This window comes from Arthrobacter oryzae, assembly GCF_030812315.1.
Classification (GTDB): Bacteria; Actinomycetota; Actinomycetes; order Actinomycetales; family Micrococcaceae; genus Arthrobacter; species Arthrobacter oryzae_B.
Map to the genome: position 1 here is coordinate 23,913 of NZ_JAUSSM010000014.1, position 12,896 is coordinate 36,808.

Genomic DNA, 12,896 nt, shown 5'->3' on the forward strand with positions numbered 1-12,896 from the left:
CATTGAAAGCCGTCCCGGCCAGCGGCTTAGATGGATCTCGTCGGCGCTGACGCCAGTCGCCGCCGGGGCACCAAGCAGGCTTCTAGGAACGGGCATCGAGGAACATTGTGACTTCACAGACGAATTGGGTTGGCAGCGCACCGGGCTGGGACGACGTACAGGTTGGCGACAGCGTGCAGCTGAGCCGGAACGGGCGCATCGAATTCACCGGGCAAGTGGACGACCGCACCGCAGCCGGTGACGTCGTGTGGATCAAAACGAGCCTTGGCCGCAGGCGGCTCTTCCACGTCGAAGACGGCTTCCAGCTCGCCGGGAGCAGCATGTGAACGCGGCAACGGACGACGCTCCCTGCGACGACGACTGCCACTACTGCTCGGGGCCGGAAACGGACTAGCCGTAACGGCACTGTGTTCCCGGTTAGAATTACTGGGATCCGCCAGCTTCCTCCTGCACCAATGCCGGTGCCACGGGGTGCGCGGATCGCAGCCGGCAACGAACAAGCCTGAGGGAGGACTCCGTGCGCACTCACCACGCCCGGACTCCTTTCCATTCCCTCCGCGCGGCCATGCTCGCCGCAATGATAGTGACTCTCGGCGCGGCCGCCCACGTGGTTGGCGGCGGCGAACTGCCGGTTCCGGGCATCATGCTGGCCGTCCTGGCGCTCACCGGCATGGCGGCCACCGCGGCCACCCGGCTCAGACTGAATTTCCCCGCGATGGCTGCGCTCCTGGGAGCCGGCCAGCTGGTTCTGCACGAGGCTTTCAGCGCCTTTAGCGCCCCGGCCGGGACGACACGGGCCGACGTACCGGGGCACCACGGCACATCGGCGTCACTGGCCGGTTTCCCGCTGGATACCGCCGGCGCCGTCCACCTACACCAGGTCGACTCCTCCTGGGCTGCCCCGCTCATGCTCGGCGGGCATGCCCTGGCCACCCTCGCCTGCGCCCTCCTGCTCGCCAAAGGCGAGGCCGCACTGTGGTCCCTCGCGGCGTGGCTGCGCCCGCTCGTTCAACTTCCCGAAGCTGCAATGCCCGACGCCGTCGCGGCGCCGGCCGCCGCCGGCTGGCTGGCAGCTTCCGCTCCGCTCCCCTGGCGCAATCTCAGGCCTGACTGCAGGCGGGGCCCGCCTGCCGCCGTCGTACTTTCCTGACACCTTTTTCCTGGCTCCGGCCTGCTGCCGAACCGCCGTTCCCGGGCGGTCCCCGGGGACTCTGTGCCCCGCATCCGGCACCGGACGCCGCTCATAGTTTTGTGCACCGCCACTGGCGCCTCGTGCACCCTTGAAAGGCCCTCCTTTGAAAATGTCATCACCCAAGTCCTTCCGCCGTACCCTCTCCGCAACGGCCGTGGCCTGCGGCACCGCAGCACTCATGCTGGCCGGAGTCACGGCTGCATCCGCGCACGTCGGCGTCACCCCGGACAAGACCGACGCCAACTCCTACGCCCTGCTCACCTTCGGCATTCCGCACGGCTGCGACGACTCAGGCACCACCAGGGTGACCATCACGCTGCCCGAGGAACTCAACGACGCCCAGCCCACGGTCAACCCGAACTGGACAGTGGAAAAGGTTGTCGAGCAGCTGCCGGAGCCGAAGAAGCTGGCGGATGGCGCAACCATCACCAAGCGGACCAGCCAGATCGTCTACACCGCTAAGGCTCCGCTGGATCCCGACCTCCGGGACGCCCTGGTGCTCTCCGTCAAGCTCCCCGATGCCGCGGGCAAGACCCTCCATTTCCCCACCCTGCAGAACTGTGAGCAGGGGCAGACTGACTGGGCCGAGATCGCCAAGGACGGCCAGGACCCGCACTCCCTCAAAGCACCGGCGCCCTCACTGACCGTCACGGCGGCGGCCGCGGACAGCCACGGACCGGCCGTAGAAGGGCCGGCGGCCGCGGCCCACACCTCATCGGTTTCGGACGCCGGCGCGGACGACGGCACGCAGGCGCGCAGCTGGGCAGGCCTCGTGGCGGGCTTCGGTGGGCTCGCCCTCGGCGGGGTGGCCCTGATGCGCAGCAGGAACGCAAAGGCCGCAGAAGCCCACATTTCGGCGGCGGCTTCCGAACCCGGCGCTTCCGAACCCAGGAAGTAGTAGCCGGAATTAGCACGCGGGATTGGTGCCCGGAAATCACAATCCGGGCATCAATCCGCGGCAGCGGTCGTGGCATCGTTGACTCGGGCAACCGCGGGCATAATGGTTGAGCCATGAGGTCTCAGCCAATTAAAAACGGTCTTGTCATCACGACGGCGGTCGCGGCCGCCGCCCTCCTGCTCACCGCATGCGGGCCCAGCCAGCCTCAGTCCCAAGGGACTTCGGGACCGGCCACCACTTCCAGCATCCCGTCCCCGTCCTCTCCACCTGCCACAAGCCAGGCGCCCGGCAGCACGCCGCCGTCGTCCGCCCCCGCACCCGCGGGGCCCGCGCTGTGCAAGGCCGCGAACCTGACTGCGACAGAGGATTCCAGCGGCGGGGGCGCTGCCGGCAGCGTCTACTCCAAGCTCATCCTTACCAACGCCGGCGCAGAATCCTGCCTCCTGAGGGGCTTCCCGGGCGTCTCCCTCACCGCGGACGCCACGGGGGCTCCCATCGGGGCGCCGGCCCGGCAGGACGGGTCTTCGCCTGTTGCGGACGTTCTATTGGCCCCCGGCCAGGCCGGAGCCGCGGAGATGCGCTACACGCAGGCGGGTAATTACCCGGACTGCACCGCAACGCAGGCTGCGGGCTACCGGATCTATCCGCCCGAGGACACCGCCTCGCTGTTCCTGGCCGTCCCCCGGAACGCCTGCGCCAACGACGAGATCGAACTGCTGACCATCGGGGCGTTCCACGCCATGTAAGAATTTGAGGCAGCCCGCCAGGTCCTGTTCCCCGGCCACACAGCCCATGACATGATAAGTCGACTTATGAACTCTTTCGGAGTCCCGACGATGATGTCACGGGACTGAGGAAAGGCAGGCCGGCCGATGACCTCGTTGTGGTTGGACCGCACCAACACGTTCCGCAGCGACCAATTCCATCCACGAAGCACGTTCGATACCGTCGTGGCGGGGGCCGGGCTGACCGGGCTGGTGGCGGCCCTGCTCCTCGCCCGGTCAGGCAAGAAAGTGCTGGTGGTCGAAGCCAGGAGCCCGGGCGCCGTGACCACCGGCAACACCACCGCGAAGGTCTCCCTGCTGCAGGGCACCGTACTATCAGCGCTCAGGAACCAGTACTCGCAAAAAGTGGTGGATGCCTACGTCGAGATGAACCGTGAGGGGCAGGCCTGGCTGCTGCGGTACCTCGAGAACCGGGGCGTGGCCTTCCAGCGCCGGGATGCCTACACCTATGCCACTTCCGAAGGCGGCGCCGCCATCCTCCGCAAGGAGTTGGCGGCGGCCCGGGCCGCCGGACTTGCCGTGGAGTACCTCCGTGAACCCGGGCTCCCCTTTCCCGTCAACGGCGCGCTCCGCCTTGGCCAGCAGGCCCAGATTCATCCCATGGAAGTCATTGACGCGTTGGTGGATGACGTCCGCTCGCACGGCGGTCAAATCGTTTCCGGCGTGCGGCTCATTGGGTTCCGGGGACTTGGTGCACTCAGGGGCGGCGAACTGGAGGTCCAAACCGATCACGGGCCCCTGCGTGCCCGGGACGTGGTGCTGGCCACGGGGACCCCGGTCCTCAACCGGGGGCTGTATTTCGCCAAGCTCAAGCCGCTGCGGTCCTACGCCGCGGCGTTCGAACTACCGGGAACAACTGCCGTCCCGGACGGCATGTTCCTGTCCGCCGAGCAGCCGGTCCGGTCCCTGCGCGATTATCCCGCCGACGGCCGGCGGGTCCTCCTGGTGGGAGGCAACGGGCATCCGGTGGGCCGCGCCAGGTCAACGCAGGCCTACCTCGACACGCTGATTGACTGGACAACAGCGAAATTCCCGGGCGCAAGCCTCACCCATTCCTGGTCCGCCCAGGACTACCAGGCCACCAACCTGATGCCCTTTTTCGGCAAGCTGCCGCGCGGGCTGGGCCGGGTCTATTTCGCCACGGGTTACAACAAGTGGGGCATGACCAACTCCGTGGCCGCCGCCCTGGACATCACCGCCGACATCCTCGGCACCCGGCTCCCCTGGGCCAGCGTCATCCACCACCGGGTCACGTCCCCTGCCGGAGCCGCATCGGCTGCAACCCTCAATGCCGCGGTTGCCGCTACTCTGGCCAGGGATTGGGGGCAGGTGGGACTCAAGCGCCTGGACGAGTCCCGGGAGCAGCCGCCGGAAGGGGCAGGCCTGGTGACCCGCCGCGGCCGGAAGCCCGTGGCCGTGTCGACCGTCAACGGCACGCGGTGCGAACTGTCCGCCGTCTGCACCCACCTGGGCGGGATTGTGCGCTGGAACGACAGCGAGAAATCCTGGGACTGCCCGCTCCACGGCTCCCGCTTCAGCAGCGACGGGACGGTGCTGGAAGGCCCGGCCACCCGCGATCTGCGGCAGGTTGACTGACCCGGCAGGGCCCGAGCCGGCATCCGCCGGGAGCGCCGTCTTTAGTGTCAGTGCCGTAGGGCATGATGGAGGAATGCAGGGGAAGGATGTCGCCGGCGGGCCGTCAGGCGAAAAACAACCGGGCGTCACACCATCAGGAACGCCGGCCGGCGGGAGTTCTTCCGGGCGGGCCATGGACAGGTTCAGCCAGTCCACCAGGGAGTGGTTCCTTGGCGCTTTTTCCGCGCCCACTCCCGCGCAGAACGGTGCCTGGAACGCCATCTCGTCCGGTTCCCACGCGCTGGTGGTCGCCCCCACGGGCTCCGGCAAAACCCTCGCTGCCTTCCTCTGGGCGCTCGACCGCCTCCAGGCGGCCGCTCCCGCCGAGCCTGAAGCGCTGCCCGGCCTGGACCCGTCTGCCAAAGGCAGGAAACCGAAGGCACCCAAGCGGATGACCCGCGTCCTCTACATCTCGCCGCTTAAGGCGCTCGGCGTCGACGTCGAACGCAACCTCCGCGCGCCGCTGATCGGCATCACGCAGACAGCAAAACGGCTGGGCCTTCCCGCGCCGCTGATCACCGTCGGCGTCCGATCGGGGGATACGACGACGGCGGACCGCCGCGCGCTGCTAAGCCACCCGCCGGACATCCTCATCACCACTCCGGAGTCCCTCTTCCTGATGCTCACCTCCCGGGCCCGGGAAACCCTGGCCGAGGTGGACACCATCATCGTGGACGAGGTCCATGCCGTCGCAGGCACCAAGCGCGGCGCGCACCTGGCGGTGTCGCTGGAACGGCTTGATGCGCTGCTGCCCAAACCGGCGCAACGGATCGGCCTCTCGGCCACGGTGGAGCCCCGCGAACTCGTGGCCCAGTTCCTGGCCGGTTCCGCCCCGGTGGAAATCGTGGCGCCGCCGTCGAAGAAGAACTGGGACCTGACGGTGTCGGTTCCTGTGGAGGACATGTCCGATCTGCAGGGGGCCGCCGGTGCCTTCGACTCCGGCCCGGCCTCAGGACTGCAGCCGCAGGCGTCCATCTGGCCGCATGTGGAGGAAAAGATCGTAGACCTGGTGCTGGCCAACCAGTCCACCATTGTGTTCGCGAATTCGCGCCGCCTTGCCGAACGCCTGACGGCCCGGCTCAATGAGATCCATGCCGAACGCGAGCTGGTGGGGGCCGGCGGCGGCTGGGGCGAGTTCGGCGCTGGGGCGCCGGACTTCGAATCCGCGCCTTCTGCAATGCAGGCTGACGTGCCGTCAGCGGTGCCATCTGCGGGCGCCGTGACGCCGGCGTCGACGGCGACCCCGGCCCACATGATGGCGCAGGCTGGCAGTACCTCAGGTGCCGATCCCGTGCTGGCGAGGGCGCACCACGGTTCCGTTTCGAAGGACCAGCGGGCACTGATCGAGGACGACCTGAAGTCGGGCCGGCTGCGCTGCGTTGTCGCCACGTCCTCCCTGGAGCTTGGTATTGACATGGGCGCGGTGGACCTGGTGGTCCAGGTGGAGTCGCCGCCGTCCGTGGCCAGCGGCCTGCAGCGGGTGGGCCGCGCCGGCCACCAGGTGGGCGAAGTGTCCCAGGGCGTCTTGTTCCCCAAGCACCGTGCCGACCTCGTGCATACCGCCATCACCGTGGAACGGATGCTCGGCGGCAAGATCGAGCGGCTCAGTGTTCCCGCCAACCCGCTGGACATCCTGGCGCAGCAGACGGTGGCCGCCACGGCCCTGGGATCCATCGACGTGGAGGAATGGTTCTCCACGGTCCGGCGCTCCGCCCCGTTCGCGTCCCTCCCCCGGTCCGCCTTCGAGGCCACCCTGGACCTGTTGGCCGGCCGCTACCCGTCCGACGAATTCGCCGAGCTCCGGCCCCGGATCATCTGGGACCGGAATGCCGGCACCATCGAGGGCCGCCCCGGAGCGCAGCGGCTGGCAGTGACCTCCGGCGGCACCATTCCGGACCGCGGGCTCTTCGGCGTCTACATCATCGGCACCGAGGTGGAAGGCTCGGCTTCGCCTTCCGCTGAGGGCAAGGCGGCCAGTCCCGGGTCCTCCGCCGCCAAAGGCGGGCGGCGCGTGGGCGAACTCGACGAGGAAATGGTCTACGAGTCCCGGGTGGGCGACATCTTCGCCCTCGGCGCCACCAGCTGGAAGATCGAGGACATCACGCACGACCGCGTCCTGGTGTCCCCCGCCTTCGGCCAGCCGGGCAAGCTCCCCTTCTGGAAGGGTGATTCGCTCGGCCGGCCGGTGGACCTGGGCCGCGCGCTGGGCGCCTTTGTGCGTGAGCTGTCCGCGTCGGACGTCGGCCCTGCCACGGAGCGGTGCAAGGCCAGCGGGCTTGATGATTTTGCCGCGAACAACCTCATCCAGTACCTGGCCGAACAGAAGCTGGCCACCGAAGTGGTCCCCAGCGACACGACTTTGGTGGTGGAGCGGTTCCATGACGAACTGGGCGATTGGCGGGTGGTCCTGCACAGCCCCTTCGGCATGCCCGTGCACGCGCCCTGGGCCCTCGCCGTGGGCCAGCGCCTGCAGCAGCGCTACGGAATGGACGGTTCCGCGATGGCAGCGGACGACGGCATTGTGCTGCGCGTGCCCATGATGGAGGACGAACCGCCGGGAGCCGAGCTGTTCCTCTTCGAACCCGAGGAACTGGAACAGATCGTCACAGCCGAAGTGGGCGGCAGCGCCCTCTTCGCCTCGCGCTTCCGTGAGTGCGCCGCCCGTGCGCTCCTGCTGCCCCGGCAGAACCCTGGCAAGCGGCAGCCCCTGTGGCAGCAGCGCCAACGGTCCGCGCAGCTGCTGGATGTTGCCCGGAAGTATCCGACGTTCCCCATCGTGCTGGAAACCGTCCGCGAATGCCTGCAGGACGTCTACGACCTCCCGGCATTGAAGGACATCGCAGCATCCATTGAGCGGCGCGAACTGCGGATCCTGGAGACCACCACGCAGCAACCCTCCCCGTTCGCGAAGTCCCTGCTGTTCGGCTACGTTGCGCAGTTCCTCTACGAGGGCGACTCCCCCCTCGCGGAGCGCCGTGCCGCAGCGCTGGCCCTCGATTCAACCCTGCTGAATGAGCTCCTGGGCCGGGTGGAGCTGCGCGAACTGCTCGACGCCAAGGTCATCGAGGCCACCGAACGGGAGCTGCAGCGGCTGGCCCCGGACCGCCGGGTACGCGGTATGGAGGGCGTCGCGGACCTGCTGCGCCTGCTCGGTCCGCTGGCCCCTGAAGAAGTGGCCGCACGGCTGGAACCCGCCGCCCAGGCGGTTGAGCCTGCCGAAAGCCTGGCCCTGGAACAGGCTCCCGAGGAGCACGCTCCTGGGGTCGCTCCCGACGCCGTGATTGAGCCTTCCCCGCTCGCCGACGCCGTCACCCACCTCACCGCCCTGCAGCGGGCCAACCGCGCCCTCCGGGTGAACATCGGCGGTGCCGAGCGCTTCGCCGCCGTGGAGGATGCCGCCCGACTGCGGGACGCCATCGGAGCGCCGCTGCCCATGGGGGTGCCGCTGGCGTTCATCGAACCTGTGGCCGATCCGCTCGGCGACCTCGTCTCCCGCTACGCCCGCACCCACGGCCCCTTCACGGCAGCGGAAGCCGCTGCACGGCTGGGACTTGGCGTCGCCGTCGTCGGCACCGCGCTCAAGCGGCTCGCCGCGGATGGCCGTGTGGTGGAAGGCGAGTTCCGGCCGCATTCCGCGCCGGCCGAACAGGCGGCCGAACAGGCGGCCGCCGGAGAAACCCCTGAATCAGGGGCCGCCGAAGCCCATCCACAGCCTGCAGCCGCTGTCGTGACCCTGGCCAGCACCAGCGAATGGTGCGACGCCGAGGTGCTGCGCAAATTGCGCCGCCGATCCCTGGCGGCTCTGCGTGCCGAAGTGGAGCCGGTGGATACGGCCGCGTACGGCCGGTTCCTTCCGGCGTGGCAAAACGTCCGGATCCCGGGCCGCGGCCGGGGCCAGTCAGTCCTGCGCGGGCTGGACGGCATCATCACGGCCGTCGACCAGCTCTCCGGGGTGCCGGTTCCCGCCTCTGCATGGGAACCACTCGTCCTCGCCAGCCGGGTGGCCGACTATCAGCCTGCCATGCTGGACGAGCTGATGGCTGCAGGCGAGGTTCTCTGGTCCGGCGCCGGCGCGCTTCCCGGCAACGACGGCTGGGTGAGCCTGCACCTAGCGGACTCGGCCGAACTCACGCTGAACCCCGCGGCTGACTACGAGCCCGGGGACGCCCAGCAGCGCCTTCTGGACCACCTGCAGAACAATGGCGGCGGCTACTTCTTCCGCCAACTGACGGACATCGCCGGCGGCATGGACGCCGTGCTGAGTGACCAGGACGTTGTTACAGCCCTCTGGGACCTGGCGTGGGCGGGCCGTATCACCGGCGATACGTTTGCCCCCGTCAGGGCCATGATCGCCGGCGGCCACACAGCCCACCGGCAGGTTGCCCGGGCGCCGCGGGCGCGCGCACCCAGGATGAGCCGGCTGGGACGCGCCCACGGCACAGGCCTGCTGGGATCTCCCGGGCTGACCGGAGGGCGCTACGGCTCGGTCACGGGCGCCGCTCCCACCCCGCCGCTGGCCGCCGGCCGGTGGTCCGCCCTGCCGCCGCCGGAACTGGACCCGACCATCCACGCCCGCGCCACGGCGGAGCTGCTGCTGGACAGGTACGGCGTCGTCACCCGCGGATCGGTCATGGCGGAGAACATCCTGGGCGGGTTCGGGCTGATGTACAAGGTCCTCGCCCGGCTGGAGGAAGCAGGACGCTGCCGCCGGGGCTATTTCATCGAGCACCTTGGCGCCGCCCAGTTTGCCGTGCCAGCCACGGTGGACCGGCTGCGGTCCTACACGGAGGACACCCAGCTGGCGAAACCGGAACCGCGGGCCCTGGCTCTCGCGGCGACGGACCCCGCCAACCCGTACGGCGCGGCGCTCGCCTGGCCTGCGCTCAACGTCGAGGCGGGCAGCGGCCACCGCCCGGGACGGAAGGCGGGAGCCCTTGTGGTGATGGTCGACGGCTCCCTGGTCCTCTACGTGGAGCGCGGCGGCAAGACGCTGCTCGCCTTTGACGAGGAGCCGGAAATCCTCGCCGCCGCCGCCGCGGCTTTGGTGGGAGTCGTAAAGCGCGGCGCAGTGGACAAGCTCATTATGGAGAAAGTCAACGGCCACGGCATCCTGGATACGCCTGCAGCCGCCGCCCTGACCCACGCCGGCGCATATTCCACTCCGAAGGGATTGAGGATCCGTGCCTGAAGGGGATTCCGTCTGGCGGGCGGCGGCGCAACTTCACGCGGCCCTGGCCGGACAGCAGCTCACAGCATCCGACTTCCGGGTGCCCAGATTTGCCACGCTCAAGCTGGACGGCTGGACCGTAAACGAAGTGGTTCCGCGCGGCAAACATCTCCTGATGCGGCTTCAGGGCCCGGCGGAGGAACAGCTGACCATCCACTCCCACCTGAAGATGGAGGGCACCTGGCAGGTGTACCCGCCGGGCGGCCGCTGGAGGAAACCGGGGTTCACGGCACGGTGCGTGCTGCGCACCGCCACCGCGGACGCCGTCGGGTTTTCCCTGGGCACCCTGGAAGTGGTCCGCACTGCTGACGAAGACTCCGTCGTGGGCCACCTCGGGCCGGACCTCCTGGGGCCGGACTGGGACATGGCGGAGGCGGAACGCCGGCTGCTTGCCGCGCCCGAGGTTCCCATTGGCGTGGCCCTGTTGGACCAGCGCAACCTGGCCGGCATCGGCAATATCTACCGCTGCGAGGCGTGCTTCCTTTCCGGCATCCATCCCGCTGCACCTGTCTCCGAGGTGACGGACCTTCCCGCCATCATGGCCGATGCCAAGCAGTTGTTGGAGGCCAACCTGGGGCCGGGCAGGCGGACCACCGTGCTCAACGCCCGGGGAACGCCCGTGGGCCGGCAAGCCGGTAGGCCTGGATACTGGGTATACCGCCGTGAGCACCAGCCGTGCCTGAAGTGCGGCACGCCCATCCGCCGCGGGGTCCTCGCCAGGGAGACGGGCACGGAGGAGCGGGACATCTACTTCTGCCCGAAATGCCAGCCCCCGCCGGGAACGAACGCCTAATTCGGACGGGAACCGGCGCCCTGCCTTCAGGCGGGCGCCGGGGCCTCACTCAGGCAGCCGACACCGCGGCCTCGGACGGCTCCCCTACTCCGGGTCCGCCGGCCTGGTCGCCACCCTTACCGGCAGCGACCTTTCGGGTTTCCGGCACGGTGAACCGCGGCAGCAGCAACTGCACCAGCGGGCCGATCGCCAGGGCATAAACCACCGTGCCAACGCCCACGGATCCGCCCAGCAGCCAGCCCGTGCCCAGGACCACGATCTCGATTCCGGTCCGCGACGTCCGGACCGACCAGCCGGTTCGCCGGGCCAGCCCGGTCATCAGTCCGTCGCGGGCACCGGGGCCGAACCGGGCTCCGATGTAGCAGGCCGACGCGATCCCGTTCAGCAGCACGGCCCCCGCCAGCATGCCGATCTGGCCGCCCAGGTGCGAGAACTCCGGGATCAGGGCCAGCCCGACATCCGCGAATACACCCACCAGAATGGCGTTGCACAAGGTGCCGAATCCTGGCCACTGCCGCAGCGGAATCCACAGGAGCAGGACGAGGAAGCTGACAATGACAACCACCGCTCCGATGGACAGTCCGGTCTTCCCGGCAACGCCCTGGTGGAAAACGTCCCACGGGTCAAGGCCGAGTCCGGCACGGATGAACATGGCCAGCGAAATGCCGTACATGGCCAGGCCGGTGAACAGTTGAAGGAGTCTGCGGGTCATCATGAAATCCATCCTCCGTCAAAACTGGCCTTGTAATCCATATCCAGTTTGAGATACTGGCTACATGTCCGGCTCCCTTAACCCCACTGCACTGGCACGGCTCCTCGGCGGGTGGAACCGCGGCGCGGCCCCCGCCTACCGCGAGCTGGCCGACGTCGTACGCCTCCTGGTCCTGGACGGCCGTGTCCCGCTGGACATGGCGCTGCCCAGCGAGCGGGCACTGGCCGAAACCCTGGGGGTCAGCCGGACCACGGTGACCGCCGCCTACTCAAGCCTGCGCGAGCAGGGGTTCCTCAGCAGTCGCCAGGGCAGCCGTGGCCGGACCTGCATTCCGCGGCGCATGCCGCCGGGGGTCAACGGCCCCGGCGGCGCCACCGACCTGATCAGCCCGACCGCCCTGGCCGGCGCGCCGGGACTGGCGCCACCACCCGGCCTCCTCGACCTCGCCTACGCGTCCCTGCCGGCCAGCGGCGAAGTGGTGCACCGCGCCTTCGCCGCCGCACTGACGGAGCTCCCGGCGTTGCTTCCCGGATTTGGCTACGACGCCATTGGCATTGCCCCGCTCCGTGAGGCAATCGCTGCGCGGTATTCCGACGCCGGGGTTCCCACCACGGCCGACCAGATCCTGGTGACGTCGGGCGCGCAGCATGCCCTGAACATCGTGCTCCGCACCCTGGCCGGCCGGCAGGACAAAGTGCTCGTGGACCACCCCACCTACCCGCACGCCCTGGATGCCATCCGCGCCAGCGGCTGCCGGCCGGTGCCGGTTGCCCTCCCCCACGGGCACGGCTGGGACGTGGACGGCATGGAAGCCGCCATGATGCAGCAGCGCCCCAAGATGGCCTACGTGGTGCCGGATTTCCACAACCCCACCGGCCGGATGATGTCCGATCCCCAGCGCCGCGGGCTTGTCCAGGCAGCTGCCGCAGCTGGAACGGTGCTGGTGGTGGACGAGACACTGCGCGAACTGAACCTCGACGGCGTCGAGACGGCCCCGGTGGCGGCCTTCAGCCCGGCCGTGGTCACCATTGGATCCCTGAGCAAGTCACACTGGGCCGGGCTGCGCACCGGCTGGATCCGTGCGGGCAGGTCCCTGATCCAGCGCTTCGCCGCCGCCCGGACCACCATGGACCTGGGCGGACCCGTGGTGGAACAGCTGGCTGCCGCACATCTGGTCCGGTCGTTCGCCGAACCGCTTCCGGCCCGGCTGGCGGCCCTCCGCGAGAACCGGGCCGCGCTGCTTGAGCTGCTCACCGGAATCCTCCCCGACTGGCAACCTGAGCGGCCCGACGGCGGGCTGAGCGTGTGGTGCCGGCTCCCTGCGCCGATCAGCACCGCGCTGACGGTCATCGGCCCCGACGTCGGGGTCAGGCTGGCGGCAGGCCCTAGGTTCGGCGTGGGCGGAGCCTTCGAACACTACCTCCGCGTTCCCTTCACGCTTCCGCCTTCGCAGCTGGAGACCGCGGTGCTGGCCCTTCGCTCTGCCAGGGAAAAGCTCGACGCCGCACCCCAGCTGCGGCGCAGCCTCCGGCACACGCCCGCCGTCGCCATCGCCTGACCCGGAGGGTCCCCCGACGGTCCCCCGACGCGGGGCGGCAGCCGGGCTCCGGCGACGCGGCACCCGTCTTATGACGCGCAAAGTGCCTGGCGCGCA

Annotated in this window: 9 protein-coding genes; 8 read left to right on the top strand and 1 reads right to left on the bottom strand. The window is 69.3% G+C overall.

The window, feature by feature from the left end; translation table 11 throughout:
• Nucleotides 1-107: 107 nt before the first annotated feature.
• The 7 genes from J2S97_RS20820 (at nucleotide 108) to J2S97_RS20850 (ending at nucleotide 10,530) form a co-directional block, all read left to right on the top strand.
• On the top strand, nucleotides 108-326 hold the full coding sequence (locus J2S97_RS20820) for a hypothetical protein (RefSeq protein ID WP_307051842.1): 219 nt from the start codon (nucleotides 108-110) through the stop codon (nucleotides 324-326).
• Between the two features lie 191 nt (nucleotides 327-517).
• Nucleotides 518-1,150 (top strand): hypothetical protein, encoded by a 633-nt coding sequence (locus J2S97_RS20825; protein ID WP_307051843.1) that lies wholly within the window; start codon nucleotides 518-520, stop codon nucleotides 1,148-1,150.
• A 151-nt stretch (nucleotides 1,151-1,301) separates the two neighbouring features.
• Nucleotides 1,302-2,090, top strand: a complete 789-nt coding sequence (locus J2S97_RS20830) for a YcnI family copper-binding membrane protein (protein ID WP_307051844.1) — start codon at nucleotides 1,302-1,304, stop codon at nucleotides 2,088-2,090.
• Between the two features lie 113 nt (nucleotides 2,091-2,203).
• On the top strand, nucleotides 2,204-2,836 hold the full coding sequence (locus tag J2S97_RS20835; protein WP_307051845.1) for a DUF4232 domain-containing protein: 633 nt from the start codon (nucleotides 2,204-2,206) through the stop codon (nucleotides 2,834-2,836).
• Nucleotides 2,837-2,962: 126 nt separating this feature from the next.
• Nucleotides 2,963-4,471 carry an FAD-dependent oxidoreductase gene (locus J2S97_RS20840; protein WP_307051846.1) on the top strand — a complete coding sequence of 503 codons (1,509 nt, stop codon included), beginning with the start codon at nucleotides 2,963-2,965 and terminating at the stop codon, nucleotides 4,469-4,471.
• A gap of 172 nt (nucleotides 4,472-4,643) precedes the next feature.
• Entirely contained in the window at nucleotides 4,644-9,698 is a 5,055-nt protein-coding gene (locus J2S97_RS20845; protein WP_307051878.1) for an Lhr family ATP-dependent helicase, read from the top strand.
• Nucleotides 9,691-10,530: an Fpg/Nei family DNA glycosylase gene (locus tag J2S97_RS20850; protein ID WP_307051847.1), complete on the top strand. Its 840-nt coding sequence runs from the start codon at nucleotides 9,691-9,693 to the stop codon at nucleotides 10,528-10,530. Before J2S97_RS20845 ends, J2S97_RS20850 begins: the two co-directional genes overlap by 8 nt.
• A gap of 49 nt (nucleotides 10,531-10,579) precedes the next feature.
• Here J2S97_RS20850 and yczE read toward each other — a convergent pair whose 3' ends face one another.
• Nucleotides 10,580-11,245 (bottom strand): membrane protein YczE, encoded by a 666-nt coding sequence (gene yczE / locus J2S97_RS20855; protein ID WP_307051848.1) that lies wholly within the window; start codon nucleotides 11,243-11,245, stop codon nucleotides 10,580-10,582.
• Between the two features lie 61 nt (nucleotides 11,246-11,306).
• On the opposite strand from yczE, the gene yczR reads away from it, so the two are divergent.
• The gene (gene yczR, locus J2S97_RS20860) at nucleotides 11,307-12,800 is read left to right on the top strand and encodes a MocR-like transcription factor YczR (RefSeq protein WP_307051849.1); all 1,494 of its coding nucleotides are present in this window, start codon (nucleotides 11,307-11,309) and stop codon (nucleotides 12,798-12,800) included.
• Nucleotides 12,801-12,896 lie beyond the last annotated feature (96 nt).

Coding starts and splice junctions, on each gene's coding strand:
- yczR (WP_307051849.1), top strand. CDS start 11,307: ATGTCCGGCTCCCTTAACCCCACTGCACTGGCACGGCTCCTCGGCGGG.
- J2S97_RS20835 (WP_307051845.1), top strand. CDS start 2,204: ATGAGGTCTCAGCCAATTAAAAACGGTCTTGTCATCACGACGGCGGTC.
- J2S97_RS20830 (WP_307051844.1), top strand. CDS start 1,302: ATGTCATCACCCAAGTCCTTCCGCCGTACCCTCTCCGCAACGGCCGTG.
- yczE (WP_307051848.1), bottom strand. CDS start 11,245: ATGATGACCCGCAGACTCCTTCAACTGTTCACCGGCCTGGCCATGTAC.
- J2S97_RS20845 (WP_307051878.1), top strand. CDS start 4,644: ATGGACAGGTTCAGCCAGTCCACCAGGGAGTGGTTCCTTGGCGCTTTT.
- J2S97_RS20840 (WP_307051846.1), top strand. CDS start 2,963: ATGACCTCGTTGTGGTTGGACCGCACCAACACGTTCCGCAGCGACCAA.